This is a genomic window from Arthrobacter sp. SD76 (assembly GCF_049726125.1).
Classification (GTDB): Bacteria; Actinomycetota; Actinomycetes; order Actinomycetales; family Micrococcaceae; genus Arthrobacter; species Arthrobacter nitrophenolicus.
In genome coordinates this window covers 217,096-229,390 of sequence record NZ_JBNBLR010000001.1, presented here as the reverse complement: position 1 = coordinate 229,390, position 12,295 = coordinate 217,096, and the positions used below count along the sequence as shown (strand labels likewise).

The following is a 12,295-nucleotide window of genomic DNA, read 5'->3' as shown; positions in this document are numbered from 1 at the left end:
AAAGGAACACCATGAGCCCCACCCTGACCACCAAGCTGCAGCCCGGAACCGAGGCCCCTGAATTCACCCTCAGGGACGCCCAGGGCCGCGAAACTGCCTTGGCCGACTACCGTGGCAAGAACGTCATTGTGTACTTCTACCCGAAGGCGGCCACCCCCGGCTGCACCACCGAGGCCTGCGACTTCCGCGACAGCCTGGCCTCCCTGCAGGGGAAGGGCTACGAAGTCATCGGCATCTCCCCCGACGCCCCCGAGGCCCTGGCGGGCTTCAGCGGCGACTTCTCCCTGACCTTCCCGCTGCTCTCCGACGAGGACCACGCGGTCGCCCTGGCCTACGGCGCCTGGGGCGAGAAGCTGGTCAACGGCGAAATCGTTGAGGGCATTGTCCGCTCCACCGTGGTGGTGGACCCCGACGGCAACGTGGTCCTGGCCCAGTACCAGGTCCAGGCCGACGGACACGTCGCGGCACTCAAGGAAGCCCTGGGCATCTAGGACCCTCTCTCCCTTCCTGCGCCTTTCCAGCCAACGCTCCCGCAGTCTTGGCGCGTTTCCAGCCGATGCTCCCGCATTTTCCGTGCGGGAGCATCGGCCGTTAACGGGACCACTTCGGCATCGTTGCCGTGTTGTCCGGCGCGGTGTCAGGATGGCGTCATGGCGATTGAGGTCCGTCCCGCAACCACTTTCGAGGACGTCCGGGCGCTGGTGGGGCCCAAGCGGCCGGACGCCAACGTCTGCTGGTGCCTGAGCTACCGCATCCCCTCCAAACTGAACCAGTCGCTGCAGGGAACGGAGCGCGGCGAGCTGGTGAAAAAGCTGGTGGGACAGGATCCCCCGCCAGGGGTGCTGGCGTACGACGGCGGCGAGCCGGTGGGGTGGGCAGCGGTCCACCCGCGCGCCGACACCAGTTTCGCCGGGAACAGGAAGATCCCGCACGTGGACAGCCTGGACGTGTGGTCGGTGTGGTGCATCCGCGTGCGGCCGGGCCACCGCGGCAAGGGCATTTCGCATGCCCTCCTGGCAGGTGCGGTGGACTTCGCCCGATCCTACGGGGCACCCGCCGTCGAGGGCTACCCGGTGGACAACGCCGGCGCCAAGGTTGACCTCACCATGGCGTACGTCGGCACCCGCAAACTCTTCGAGGACGCCGGCTTCACCAAGGCAGCGGACACCCAGTCGGTGCTGAACGGATTCCCGCGGGTGCTGATGCGGCTGGAGATAGGCACCCCATAACCCCTTAGCCGCTTAAGGATCCGCCCACGTCACGGATTGTTTACCTGCCGTTTCTTTAGCAGTACAGCGTTCTCGTAATTCCGCGTTGCCTGCCGCGGTTTGGATATTGGTGTTCTCGAAAATCCCCCACATCATCCGAGAAGGACACCATGCGTTATCCCACCCTGCCCGTCCTGGGCATCCTGAGTGCCGGCGCCCTTATTGCACTGACCGGCTGCCAGGCCCCCGCCGCCGAACAAGCCAGCGCCGTCAACGCGCCCATTACCATCGCCACCATCCCCCTGGGCGACGACCCCACCCAGGAGAACCCGATCGAGGCATTCGCGGAAATCCTCGAAGCCGAAACAGGACGCGAGGTGGAGGTCACCGACGTCCCCGACTACCTCAGCGTCGTGGAAGCGATCCGCGGTGACCACGTGGACATCGGCATCATGAGCGGCTTCCCGTCAGCTCTGGCCGTGAACACCGGCGAGGTGGACTCCCTGATGGCATGGGCCGGCAGCGAGGACCCCGTCTCCACCTGCGTGGTGCTGGACGGGTCACCCGTGCAGAAGCTGGAGGACCTGCGCGGAAAAACCGTCGCCTTCGCGGACCAGGCCTCCAGCTCGGGCTACTTCATGCCGGTCTACATGCTGCACGAGGCCGGGCTGACCAAGGGCGAGGACTACCAGGCAATCTTCGCCGGCGGCCACGAAGGCAGCTTCGCGGCCCTCAAGCAGGGCCAGGTGGACGCCGCCTGCACCGCCATCATGCTCACCGAACTCGGAGCACCGATGTTCCCCTTCGCCGACGGCGAGTGGCGCGGCATCGGGCAGAGCCCCGCCATGGATGTCATGGGAAGCGTCCTGGCCCGGCAGTCGCTCGACGGGGAGACGCGGGCGCTCCTGAAGGAAGCACTGCCCAAGGTTTTCTCGGAGCCGAATGCGGAGGCCCTCGGTGCCCTCGGCAAGGGCTTCATCGGCCTCGAGGAGATCATGGACCCCCAGCCGGAGATCTATAAGTCCTTCGCCGACATCGCCTCGGTGGCCGACGTGAAGCTTGAGGACCTGGGCTGATGACCGCCCCAGTTTCCACTGATGCCGTGCCGACCACGGGCCAGTTGCGGCAGGCGCTTCCGCTGGTCTCCGTGCGGAACCTGGAGGTCGCCTACACCGGCGAGCCAGTGCTGGCCGGTGTGGACCTGGACGTCCGGCCGGGCGAGATGGTGGCCCTTCTTGGCGCCTCAGGCTCGGGCAAGTCGACCCTGATGAGGAGCCTCACAGGCTTCGCACCCATCACCGCGGGCACCGCCCGTGTAGCGGGCTACGACGTCACCAACCTCAGGCGGGGAGACCTCCGGAAGCTGCGCTCCGACGTCGGGCAGGTCTTCCAGCAGTTCAACCTCATCCCCCGCCTCAGCGTGCTCACCAACGTCCTCACGGGCGCCCTGCATGAGGCCGGCCCGATCAACCTCACCGGCGGCTTCGGCAGCCGGCACCGCCGCCAGGCCATGGAGTACCTGGACCGGGTGGGCATCGCGCACAAGGCCAAAGACCCTGCCCGTTCCCTCAGCGGGGGCCAGCAGCAGCGCGTCGCCATCGCCCGGGCACTGATGCAGCAGCCCCGCGTCATCTTCGCCGATGAGCCGGTTGCTTCCCTGGACCCGAAACTCGCCGGCTCGGTGCTCGAGCTGCTCCGGGAAATCGCCCGGGAGGACGGCATCCCCGTCCTGGTGAGCCTGCACGTCCTGCCGCTCGCGCTCCGGCACTGCGACCGCATCGTTGGGCTGCGGCACGGCCGGGTCCTCGTCTCCGCACCTGCCGCCCAGCTCGATGCCCAACAGCTCTCCGTGCTCTATGACGAGGAAGGACAGCCCGGTGACCACCACTGAACACACCCCGGCCACAGGATCCGCCGGGACGGCAGCGCCAGGCACGCCGGGGCAGCTAGACCCAGCCGAGCGGCTCCGCCTGGAACGGGCCTTCTCGGTTCCCCGGGCCCGGTTCCTCGCCGGCATCCCGGTTGCGCTCATCCTGCTGGCCTGGTCCTTCCAGGGAGCAGAGTTCAACTTTGCCAAGCTCGGGGAAGGAACAGCGAACATGGGCGAATTCCTCGCCCGGCTCTTCCCGCCTGACTTCTCGAAATTCGGCACCATCGTGGCGCTGCTGGTTGAAACGCTGCAGATGGCCATCGTTGGAACCGTGCTCGGCGCGGTCCTGTCCCTGCTGGTCGCGTTCACGGCCGCATCCAACATCGCCCCGCGCTGGCTCTACTACCCGGCGCGCTGGCTCATGAACATCATCCGTTCGGTGCCGGACCTGGTCTTCGCCCTCATGTTCGTTTCGGCTGTGGGGCTGGGCCCGTTCGCGGGCATCCTTGCCATGACCCTCGGATCCCTTGGATCAATCGGGAAGATCTTCGCCGAAGCCATGGAATCCGTTGACCGCGGTCCCGTCACCGCCATGGAAGCGGTCGGGGCCTCCAAACGGCAGGTCATCCAGTACGGCATTGTCCCGCAGGCCGCGCCGCTGCTTGTTTCGTACACGCTGCTCCTCTTCGAGGGCAACGTGCGCGGCGCAACCATCCTGGGCCTGGTGGGCGCGGGCGGTATCGGCCTGGAACTCACCACCGCCATGCGCATGTACGACTACGGCCACCTCAGCGCCATCATCATCTGCATCATCGTGCTGGTCACGGTGATCGACCAGGGCAGCGCCCTCATCAGAAGGAGAATCACATGACAGCAACAATTACCGATATCGAGCTCAGCGCTCCGGTCAACCTCCGGGACCTCGGCGGCATCCCGGTCGAAGGGGGCCTCCTGCGAAACGGCCTCGCCCTGCGCGCCGATGACCTCTCCGTCATCACGGACGAGGACGCCCGGATCCTGGTTGAGGGCGGGCTGGCGGCGGTCATCGACCTGCGCACCAAGGACGAGGCAGCCCTCACGGGCCGCGGGCCGCTGGCCGGCTACCCGGTTGCGTACCACCACCTCCCCCTCATGGAAAGCATCAGCGCCGGAATGCCCGACGGCGACGCACCGGTCATCGAGCACGTGGCCATGGGCATGATGTACGCACGCATGGTGGAGGCTGCTGCACCCCAGCTCGCCAGTGCCCTGGGCATCATTGCGCTCGCCCCCGGGACCACGGCCTTCCACTGCGCAGCGGGCAGGGACCGGACCGGCGTCCTTGCCGCAATGCTGCTGCTGGCGCTCGGCGCAACGGATGACGACATCGTGGCCGACTACGCCCGGACGCACGGCAACATGGCGGCGGTCATGCAGCGCATGAAACCCACCATGGGCGCGCTGATGGCCCGCCTCGGCTTCGACCTGGACGCCATGGCCGTGACCTTCCCGGATGAGCCGATGGACATCTCCATGCACACCATGCTCGCCCGGCTGCGGGAACGCCACGGCGATGCACTGGCACCGCTGCGCGCCGCCGGGCTGGGTGCGGACACCATCGCCCGCCTGCGCCACCGTGCCCTGGCATGACCACTCTTGCCCCTGAGACGGCAGCCCCGGCGCGCACCCCGCGCCGGGGCCCCGGCCGTCCCCGGAACGAGGACATCGACGCGCAGGTCCTCGCCGCCGTCCTGGAACTCATCGACGACAAGGAAGAAGTCACCGCCGCCCGCATCGTGTCCCGCAGCGGGGTGAGCCGCGCGGCACTGTACCGGCGGTGGCCGTCACTGACCACCTTGGTGGCGGCAGCACTCGACGTCGGCCGCTACGTTCCGCCGCCCATTCCCACGGACGGGAACCTTCGGGATGCCATTATGGAGGCGATCCTGGGAACCCCGCTGGAGGGCGACAACGCAGGTTACCCCGAGGAAAGGTTCCGCCAAAGGATCCGGCTGGCCATGGCCGACCGCACCCTGCAAAAGGCCTACTGGGCTTCGCATGTCTCACGCCGCCGGGCGCCCATCGTGGACGCCCTCCGCGCCGGCATCGAACGTGGTGGCTTCCGTGCCGGCCTGGACCCGGAAGCCTGTTTCGACCTCATCGCCGGTGTCTTCTACTACCAGTTGGTGGTGCGCGGCGAGCGGATGGACGAGCCCCAGACGATGGAACGCTGCCGGGCCGCCGTCGACGTAGCCTGGCGGGGCATGGCCGCCGAGCAATAACGCGCCCGTAACGCAGCACTTCCTAGCATCGGGACGTCAGGATCAACGGAGCGTGCGCAAGGGCAGGAACAACCATGGAATCGGCCGCTGAAGAACTCGTCCACCGCCTCGGGAACACCTTCGCCTGCGCCACCGAGGGACGCGGGCACGCGACCCCCGGCGGGCGTCCGCCCAGCGAAATAGTGGTTGATGCAACGGAGGGCTTCGTTCCCTTGTGGCATCCGGGCACCATCCTGAAGTGGCGGTTCCAGGAGCGGTCCTTCGCACTCGCCCCCAACGCGGAACAAAGCAAGAGCGTGGTCAGAGAACTGATGGGCGAATGCCTGCTCCGCTGGGGCACCGCCGCTCCGATCCGGTTCACCCGGGACGACGATCTGTGGGACTTCGAGATCGTGCTGCGGAACGCCCCGGACTGCACGCCCGCAGGCTGCGTCCTGGCCAGTGCGTTCTTTCCCGACGGCGGCCGGCACCAGCTGACCATCTACCCCACCATGTTCCAGCAGTCCCGCGAGGAACAGGTTGAGACGATGATCCACGAGTTCGGCCACGTCTTCGGCCTGCGGCACTTCTTCGCCAATATCCGGGAAACCGCCTGGCCCTCGGAGGTCTTTGGAACGCACGAACCGTTCACCATCATGAACTACGGGGCCAACAGCAAGCTCACTGACGCGGACCTGGGTGATCTGAAGGAGCTGTACCGGCTGGCGTGGAGCGGCCATCTGGCCAGCATCAACGGCACGCCGATCCGCCTGGTTCACCCCTACAGCTTCACGGGGTCAGTTTGATTGGCCATTGCCAGGGAGACGGGCGCCTAGGGTTTTTTCCACCATTTCCGGGACCAGTCCCGCTCCATGGCCCAGAGCGCCAAGAGCAGCGCATCCACGGTCATGAGTCCGGCGATAAGGTACGCCCAACCGGCCATCCAACCCACTGCAATCTCCTGACTGTCTCCCCCAGCCACTCGATTGCTCCTAAGTGTGACACCTAAACCGCTGCGGCGGAACGCCCCAAATCCACAGACCTGAAAAGTGCCTCCAGCCTGTTGTGCGCCTCGGTCTCCAGCTTCAGCCGGCGCGTCAGCTTCTCCACCTGGTCGGACATCGCGGCGCCCACCGGCAGCCTGTCGCCGGGCCAGCTCGAGACTTCCCGCGACTCCGCAAGGGCTGCCGCGAGCGCCTTCGCCGCGGCTCGAACTTTCCGCGAGTGGACGTAGACACGGAGCAGCGCCCTGGCTTTATCGAGGCCCGTCCGGACCAGTCCCGGCGGGACCTCCACGTCAGCTGCCGGCCCGGGCGCGGCAACGGCAGGCACAGCAACAGCAGGCCCGGCGGGCGCCGGCGCCCGGTAGGTGATCTTCATTTTCCCCATGGCTGCTCCCGCCTTCCCGCAAGCCGTCCAGCTTCCGGTGGGCCGCCGTCGACCGTTCTCCTGCCCGGAAGATCTGTCACTTCGAGTGTCCCGAACCATGCTCAACATCCGGGCAAGCGGATCCCAAGATTGCCGCAAGATCCTCCAAGGGCTCCAGTAAAGGCCGCAAACGGCATGCGGGCGGGGTGCGGCAAGCCTGAAAAGCACTGTGAAGTCCTACGACATGCCCCGTCGCGGTTAATACGGTAGAAGTAGAGCTATGGTCTCAACCTCCGAAATCCGTCGCGCCGTTGTCATCGAGGACGACCCGGACATCCGGGGGCTGCTGGTCCGGGTGCTGCAGAAGCAGGGGTTTGAGGTATCGCAGGCAGCCGCAGGGCTGCCGGGCGTTGCGGAAGTCCGCCGCGTCCAGCCGGACCTGGTCACGCTGGACCTGAACCTTCCGGACCTGGACGGCCTGGAAGTCTGCAAGCTGCTGCGCGAGTTTTCGGACGCGTTCATTGTCATGCTCACCGCCCGGGCGGACGAACTGGACAAGCTGACCGGGCTGGACAACGGGGCCGACGAATACATCAGCAAACCCTTCAGCCCGCGCGAGCTGCAGTCCCGCATCAACGCCCTGTTCCGCCGCAGGCCCTCGGCCGCCGCGGACTCGGCCGCCCGCAGCGAACTGGAACGGGCCACAGAGGTCCAGCAGAGCCTCCTGCCCAAGGAGGACATCCGGGTGGAGGGGTACGACGTGGCCGGCGTCTTCCGCCCCTCACGCAGCGTGGGCGGCGACTTCTACGACTGGTACCAGACCGCCGACGGGCTGCACCTCACCTTCGCCGACGCCATGGGCAAGGGCATGGGCGCTGCCCTGATCGCCGCAACGGTCCGTGCCGTCATGCGCTCCACCGGCCACCGGCCGGACCTGGACGGCGCCTTCGCCTCCGCCAGCAAGGCCATCGCCACGGACCTGGACTCCTCCAACTCTTTCGTCACCCTGTTCCATGCGCGGCTGGAGGCGGCCTCGGGGAAGGTCAGCTATGTCGACGCCGGCCACGGGCTGGCGCTGCACGTCCAGCCGGGCGGGACTGCTGAGCGGCTGCCCTCCGGCGGCCCGCCCGTGGGCGCCTGGACGGGAACGGACTGGCCACAGTCGGCCTTTGAGCTGGCCCCCGGCGATTCCCTGGTGGTGGTCAGCGACGGTGTCCTGGACGTTTTCGAGTCAGTGGAGGACTTCACCGACGCCGTCCGGACCGCCACGCTGGGCCATGGCTCCGCCCATGCCGCCAGCAGCGCCATTATGGCCCTGGCCCCCGCGGAGACGGCGGAGGATGACGTGACGGTGGTCGTGGTCCGCCGGCTGCCTGAGAAAGCCACGGCATGACCCGCTTCCTGACCCGCCTGGTAGTGGTGCTCACCGTCATCACCGGCGTCAACTACATCACCTGGCGCTGGCTGGCATCGCTGAACTGGGACGCCTGGTGGATCGCCCTGCCGCTGGTCATCGCCGAAACCTACAGCCTGATCGACGTCATGCTCTTCGGCATGACCGTCTGGCGGCTGAAGATCCGCAAGGGCGCGCCGCCGCCCCCGCCGGATGCCACCGTGGACGTCTTCATCACCACCTACAACGAAGACCTGGACATGGTGATGACCACCGCCCTGGCGGCGCAGAAAATCCGGCACCCGCACAGCACCTGGATCCTGGACGACGGCGCCCGCCCCGAACTCAAGGCACTCGCCGAACAACATGGGCTGGGCTACGTGACGCGCAGCGAGGACTGGACCTCGGACCTTCCCCGCCACGCGAAGGCCGGCAACCTGAACAACGCCCTGATGCAGACCCACGGCGAGTTCCTCCTGATCCTGGACACGGACCAGATCCCCGAACCGGACATCCTAGAAAAGACGCTCGGCTACTTCAACAACCGCCGCGTGGCCCTGGTCCAGACACCGCAGTACTTCAGCAACGTTCCCGCCGATGACCCGCTCGGCAGCCAGGCGCCCCTGTTTTACGGCCCCATCCAGCAGGGCAAGGACGGCTGGAATGCCGCCTTCTTCTGCGGCTCCAACGCCATCCTGCGCCGCGAGGCGCTGATGCAGCTGGGCCTGGTGGGCTACGTCAAGGAAACCGAAAAGAGCATCCGCCGCGCGCTGGCAGCATCCCAGACCGCGATCAAGAAGGCGCGGAAATCCGCCGACATGGAATCACCGCTGGTGGCCGAGGTGCTGGACGAGGTGGAGGCGGCCACCCGGGAAGCGCAGAAGGAACTCGACGCCGGGAAGTCGCTCAGCGAGATCACCTACCGTGTCCGCCGCCGCGTCGATGCCGCCGTGCAGACCCTGGTCCTTGCCGACGTCGAGGCCCTGCAGTCCGACCTCGAAGAGATCGCCGCCATGGAACTCGCCCATGTGGGCGAGGCCGGGGTCCCGGTAGTGGCCGACGACGCCGTCCAGCGCATGTCCCGCCGCGACTGGTCCCCGCTGGGCGCCCTCGAATCCGTGCAGGCGGTCCTGGACGCACTGTCCGTGGAACGCAATGACGAGGCCCAGCCCGTCATGCCCCTGGCCACCATCTCCGTCACCGAGGACATGGCCACCGCCATGCGCATGCACGCCATGGGCTGGGAGAGCGTCTACCACCACGAAGTCCTTGCCTACGGGCTGGCGCCGGAGGACCTGAAGACCATGCTCACGCAGCGGCTGCGCTGGGCCCAGGGCACCATCCAGGTGCTGCTGCGCGAGAACCCGCTGGTGCAGAAGGGCCTGAAGCTCGGCCAGCGGCTGATGTACTTCGCCACCATGTGGACCTACCTCAGCGGCTATGCGGCCGTCATCTACTTCGCCGCACCGATCATCTACCTGCTGCTGGGCATCCTCCCGGTCACCAGCCTGAGCTGGGATTTCTTCATCCGGTTCATCCCCTTCATGGTGGTCAACCAGATCCTGTTCGCCGTGGCCGGCCGGGGCATCCCCACCTGGCGCGGGCAGCAGTACAGCCTGGCCCTGTTCCCCACCTGGATCAAGGCGTGCTCGACGGCGGCCCGGAACGTCTGGTTCGGCCGTCCCCTCGGGTTTGCCGTCACCCCCAAGGCCCGCCAGAGCGGCGGACCCAGCTGGAGCCTGATCCAGCCCCAGATCGTGGTGTCGGCGCTGCTGGCCGTGGCCGCCGTCGTCGGGATCATCCGGCTGGCCACCGGACTGGCGGAACCGCTGGGCACCCTGGTGAACGTCGCCTGGGTCATTTTCGACCTGGTGGTCATGAGCATCCTGGTCCGCGCCGTGCTCTACAAGGGGTATGAACCGGCCGCAGAACCCGCAGTTACAGAGAAGGAGTCCTGATGGAATTCAGTTACGAAGTGCGAGATTCGTACGCGGAGGTCAAGGCGGACGGGCGGCTCAACATGGTGTCCGCCCCCAAGCTGCGCGAGTTCGTGACGGATGTGATTGCCGGCGGGTCCAACCGGATCGTGGTCAATCTGGAAAAGACCGCCTTTATGGACTCCTCGGGCCTCGGTGCGCTGATCGGGTGCCTGAAGGCGGCCCGGCAGGCAGGCGGCGACCTCCGGATCGCTGCCGTCCAGCCGCAGGTGAAGATGGTCCTGCAGCTGACCAGCATGGACAAGGTCCTCACCGCGTACCCGTCGGCCGACGAGGCGTTCAGCAATGACTGACGTCCTCGCCTCCCGCAGCTTCCGGGGACCTGCTGCGGAGGACGCCGTCGAATCCGTCCACAACGACCTGGACAGCTTGTGGCTGGACGTCCCCTTCGTCCAGGACATGGACCAGATGACGTTCACGACGGCGGTCATCGAGTCCGTCTCCAACATCATCCAGCATGCCGAGCCGGCCGGGGACGAACCGGTGGAGCTGGGCGTGGACATCACGGTCCAGCCCGCGCTGCTCCAGGCCCGCGTCAGCGCCTTCCACGCCCAGCCGCCGTTCGGCCCGATGGAACCGGCAGTCCCCGGCGAAGATTCGGAGTCCGGCCGGGGCCTGGCCCTGATCGAGGCGCTGGTCACCACTGTCACCTTCGAGCGGCAGGAAAGCACGAACACCTGGGTGCTGTCCCGGACGTCCTCCCAAGGGTAATTCCCGTCCGGTGGTTGAGCCTGTCGAAACCGGTGCTCAACCACCGGAAAACGAGTCCTGGCCTAGGGTTCAGCGGGGAACAGCACCGAGACGGTGGTGCCGCCGCCGGGAGTCTCGCTGATGGACAGTTCGCCGCCGTGCGCCTGCGCGATGCGGCGGCACGTGGCCAGGCCCAGTCCCGTGCCGGGGCCGTCCCCCGGACGGTTTAGCCGGACCAGCGGCTCCACCGCCCGCTGCCGGTCGGCAGGCTGGATGCCCTTGCCGTTGTCCGCCACGTGGATGGTCATACCCAGGGGGCAGGGTTCGGCGGTGACGGTGACCTCAAGCTGCCGCCGCGGGTCCGGGTAGTTCAGCGAGTTGGCCAGCAGGTTCTGCACCAGCGTGCGCAGCTGCCCCCGGTCCGCGAAGAGTTCCGCGTCTTCGCACAAAATCCCGCTGCCCAGCCCCAGGTCCACACCAACGTCCTGCGCGGCTTCTGCCGTGACGGCGAGCAGGGAGACCCGCTCGGGCTTCAGGGCTCCGTCGGCACGGGAGTAGTCCAGAACGTCGTCGAGCGTGGCGAGCATGCGCTCGCCGCCGTTCCTGATGAGCGACAGGTACTCCCCAAACCGGTTCCCCGGCGGGATCTGCGGATCGTCCTCGGCGAGCTCCACGTAGCCCAGGATGGTGGTCAGCGGGGACCGCAGGTCGTGGCTGACCCGGCCGGCAAACTCGGCCAGCATGGCGTTGCTGCGCTGCAGTTCCGCCAGTGCAGCATCGAGCTGGAGCGTGCGGTGCTGCAGCTCCAGCAGCTCCACCACCTGCCGGGCAAGGACCTCCAGCAGGCCGATCTGCTCCGGGGTGGGAAGCTCCGCCTGGTCCGAGAACACGCAAAGCGAGCCAAGCACCAGCCCGCCGCCAGTCACCAGCGGCACTGACGCGTAGAAGCGGACGTGGGCGATCTCCCCCGTGACGAAGGGGTTGGCGGAAAACCGCGGATCATGGGAGGCGTCCCGCACAACGGTGGTGCCGGGATTAAGGAAGACGGTGGCGCACATGGAGTCCTCGCGCGAGCAGATCCCCGGGTCGATGCCCGAGGCCGCAATCTGCAGCTGCTGGTCCGCGGTGATGATGTTGACCACGCTGTACGGCACTCCGCAGAGCGAGGCAGCCACGCGGACCAGGCTGTCCAGCGTGCCCTGGGCCCGTTCATCCGCCAGTGCCGGTATTTCCCCCGGCGCCGCGGGCAGGAGCCCGTATTCCTTCAGGCCAAGCTCGCGCCCGGCGTCCCGATCGGTCAGCATTTGCATAGCCGCACCGTCCATATTCTTTTCTTCCCCAGCATTTCAGCCCGGGCCCCAGCGGCCCTTCCGTGATGATACCGGTCATGCACAGGCGGTGTTGTAGTCTCTTGACACCGGGCAGCAGCTGCCCTTGAATATTACGTATGCTGAAATAACAGTTCCATGATGCGGAAGCTTGTCGTGCACCCTGCCGGCAGGTCCGGGAAGTCCGGTCTCCGCATAGCC

The 12,295-nt window shown here is 67.1% G+C and carries 14 protein-coding genes; 12 read left to right on the top strand and 2 right to left on the bottom strand.

The genetic code is table 11. The features are described 5' to 3' along the window. Positions 1-11 precede the first annotated feature (11 nt). The 8 genes from bcp to ACPEE0_RS01045 all read left to right on the top strand — a co-directional run bounded on the left by bcp (position 12) and on the right by ACPEE0_RS01045 (position 6,124). Positions 12-491: a thioredoxin-dependent thiol peroxidase gene (bcp, locus tag ACPEE0_RS01080; RefSeq protein WP_009358441.1), complete on the top strand. Its 480-nt coding sequence runs from the start codon at positions 12-14 to the stop codon at positions 489-491. Positions 492-650: 159 nt separating this feature from the next. Then, the gene (locus tag ACPEE0_RS01075) at positions 651-1,229 is read left to right on the top strand and encodes a GNAT family N-acetyltransferase (RefSeq protein WP_009358440.1); all 579 of its coding nucleotides are present in this window, start codon (positions 651-653) and stop codon (positions 1,227-1,229) included. Between the two features lie 149 nt (positions 1,230-1,378). Beyond that, positions 1,379-2,284 (top strand): phosphate/phosphite/phosphonate ABC transporter substrate-binding protein, encoded by a 906-nt coding sequence (phnD, locus tag ACPEE0_RS01070; RefSeq protein WP_354175689.1) that lies wholly within the window; start codon positions 1,379-1,381, stop codon positions 2,282-2,284. After that, a complete protein-coding gene (gene phnC / locus ACPEE0_RS01065; protein WP_354175690.1) occupies positions 2,284-3,099 on the top strand; it encodes a phosphonate ABC transporter ATP-binding protein in 816 nt (271 codons plus the stop codon). The genes phnD and phnC overlap by 1 nt, the downstream gene beginning before the upstream one ends. Beyond that, positions 3,086-3,949, top strand: a complete 864-nt coding sequence (gene phnE / locus ACPEE0_RS01060; protein ID WP_009358435.1) for a phosphonate ABC transporter, permease protein PhnE — start codon at positions 3,086-3,088, stop codon at positions 3,947-3,949. The genes phnC and phnE overlap by 14 nt, the downstream gene beginning before the upstream one ends. Then, positions 3,946-4,707 carry a tyrosine-protein phosphatase gene (locus tag ACPEE0_RS01055; protein ID WP_407710138.1) on the top strand — a complete coding sequence of 254 codons (762 nt, stop codon included), beginning with the start codon at positions 3,946-3,948 and terminating at the stop codon, positions 4,705-4,707. The genes phnE and ACPEE0_RS01055 overlap by 4 nt, the downstream gene beginning before the upstream one ends. Beyond that, positions 4,704-5,339 carry a TetR/AcrR family transcriptional regulator gene (locus tag ACPEE0_RS01050; protein WP_009358433.1) on the top strand — a complete coding sequence of 212 codons (636 nt, stop codon included), beginning with the start codon at positions 4,704-4,706 and terminating at the stop codon, positions 5,337-5,339. Before ACPEE0_RS01055 ends, ACPEE0_RS01050 begins: the two co-directional genes overlap by 4 nt. Before the next feature lie 74 nt (positions 5,340-5,413). Beyond that, positions 5,414-6,124 carry a peptidase M10 gene (locus ACPEE0_RS01045; protein ID WP_009358432.1) on the top strand — a complete coding sequence of 237 codons (711 nt, stop codon included), beginning with the start codon at positions 5,414-5,416 and terminating at the stop codon, positions 6,122-6,124. A gap of 199 nt (positions 6,125-6,323) precedes the next feature. On the opposite strand, the gene ACPEE0_RS01040 is transcribed toward ACPEE0_RS01045, so the two are convergent. Continuing rightward, positions 6,324-6,707 carry a hypothetical protein gene (locus tag ACPEE0_RS01040; protein WP_009358430.1) on the bottom strand — a complete coding sequence of 128 codons (384 nt, stop codon included), beginning with the start codon at positions 6,705-6,707 and terminating at the stop codon, positions 6,324-6,326. A gap of 259 nt (positions 6,708-6,966) precedes the next feature. Between ACPEE0_RS01040 and ACPEE0_RS01035 the strand changes: the two genes are divergently transcribed. From ACPEE0_RS01035 to ACPEE0_RS01020, 4 genes are read left to right on the top strand one after another with little or no spacing between them, the layout of a single operon-like run. Beyond that, positions 6,967-8,079 carry a PP2C family protein-serine/threonine phosphatase gene (locus tag ACPEE0_RS01035; protein ID WP_009358429.1) on the top strand — a complete coding sequence of 371 codons (1,113 nt, stop codon included), beginning with the start codon at positions 6,967-6,969 and terminating at the stop codon, positions 8,077-8,079. After that, positions 8,076-10,037, top strand: a complete 1,962-nt coding sequence (locus ACPEE0_RS01030) for a glycosyltransferase family 2 protein (RefSeq protein ID WP_009358428.1) — start codon at positions 8,076-8,078, stop codon at positions 10,035-10,037. Before ACPEE0_RS01035 ends, ACPEE0_RS01030 begins: the two co-directional genes overlap by 4 nt. Next, complete coding sequence (locus tag ACPEE0_RS01025) at positions 10,037-10,369, top strand: STAS domain-containing protein (RefSeq protein ID WP_009358427.1); 333 nt, start codon at positions 10,037-10,039, stop codon at positions 10,367-10,369. The genes ACPEE0_RS01030 and ACPEE0_RS01025 overlap by 1 nt, the downstream gene beginning before the upstream one ends. After that, positions 10,362-10,787: an ATP-binding protein gene (locus ACPEE0_RS01020; RefSeq protein WP_009358426.1), complete on the top strand. Its 426-nt coding sequence runs from the start codon at positions 10,362-10,364 to the stop codon at positions 10,785-10,787. Before ACPEE0_RS01025 ends, ACPEE0_RS01020 begins: the two co-directional genes overlap by 8 nt. Before the next feature lie 62 nt (positions 10,788-10,849). On the opposite strand, the gene ACPEE0_RS01015 is transcribed toward ACPEE0_RS01020, so the two are convergent. Then, complete coding sequence (locus tag ACPEE0_RS01015; protein WP_035753045.1) at positions 10,850-12,091, bottom strand: GAF domain-containing sensor histidine kinase; 1,242 nt, start codon at positions 12,089-12,091, stop codon at positions 10,850-10,852. Positions 12,092-12,295: the final 204 nt, after the last annotated feature.

Excerpts from the sequence above, each read along its gene's own strand:
- bcp (WP_009358441.1), top strand. The coding sequence starts at position 12 with ATGAGCCCCACCCTGACCACCAAGCTGCAGCCCGGAACCGAGGCCCCT.
- ACPEE0_RS01075 (WP_009358440.1), top strand. The coding sequence starts at position 651 with ATGGCGATTGAGGTCCGTCCCGCAACCACTTTCGAGGACGTCCGGGCG.
- phnD (WP_354175689.1), top strand. The coding sequence starts at position 1,379 with ATGCGTTATCCCACCCTGCCCGTCCTGGGCATCCTGAGTGCCGGCGCC.
- phnC (WP_354175690.1), top strand. The coding sequence starts at position 2,284 with ATGACCGCCCCAGTTTCCACTGATGCCGTGCCGACCACGGGCCAGTTG.
- ACPEE0_RS01055 (WP_407710138.1), top strand. The coding sequence starts at position 3,946 with ATGACAGCAACAATTACCGATATCGAGCTCAGCGCTCCGGTCAACCTC.
- ACPEE0_RS01050 (WP_009358433.1), top strand. The coding sequence starts at position 4,704 with ATGACCACTCTTGCCCCTGAGACGGCAGCCCCGGCGCGCACCCCGCGC.
- ACPEE0_RS01045 (WP_009358432.1), top strand. The coding sequence starts at position 5,414 with ATGGAATCGGCCGCTGAAGAACTCGTCCACCGCCTCGGGAACACCTTC.
- ACPEE0_RS01040 (WP_009358430.1), bottom strand. The coding sequence starts at position 6,707 with ATGGGGAAAATGAAGATCACCTACCGGGCGCCGGCGCCCGCCGGGCCT.
- ACPEE0_RS01035 (WP_009358429.1), top strand. The coding sequence starts at position 6,967 with ATGGTCTCAACCTCCGAAATCCGTCGCGCCGTTGTCATCGAGGACGAC.
- ACPEE0_RS01030 (WP_009358428.1), top strand. The coding sequence starts at position 8,076 with ATGACCCGCTTCCTGACCCGCCTGGTAGTGGTGCTCACCGTCATCACC.
- ACPEE0_RS01025 (WP_009358427.1), top strand. The coding sequence starts at position 10,037 with ATGGAATTCAGTTACGAAGTGCGAGATTCGTACGCGGAGGTCAAGGCG.
- ACPEE0_RS01020 (WP_009358426.1), top strand. The coding sequence starts at position 10,362 with ATGACTGACGTCCTCGCCTCCCGCAGCTTCCGGGGACCTGCTGCGGAG.
- ACPEE0_RS01015 (WP_035753045.1), bottom strand. The coding sequence starts at position 12,091 with ATGGACGGTGCGGCTATGCAAATGCTGACCGATCGGGACGCCGGGCGC.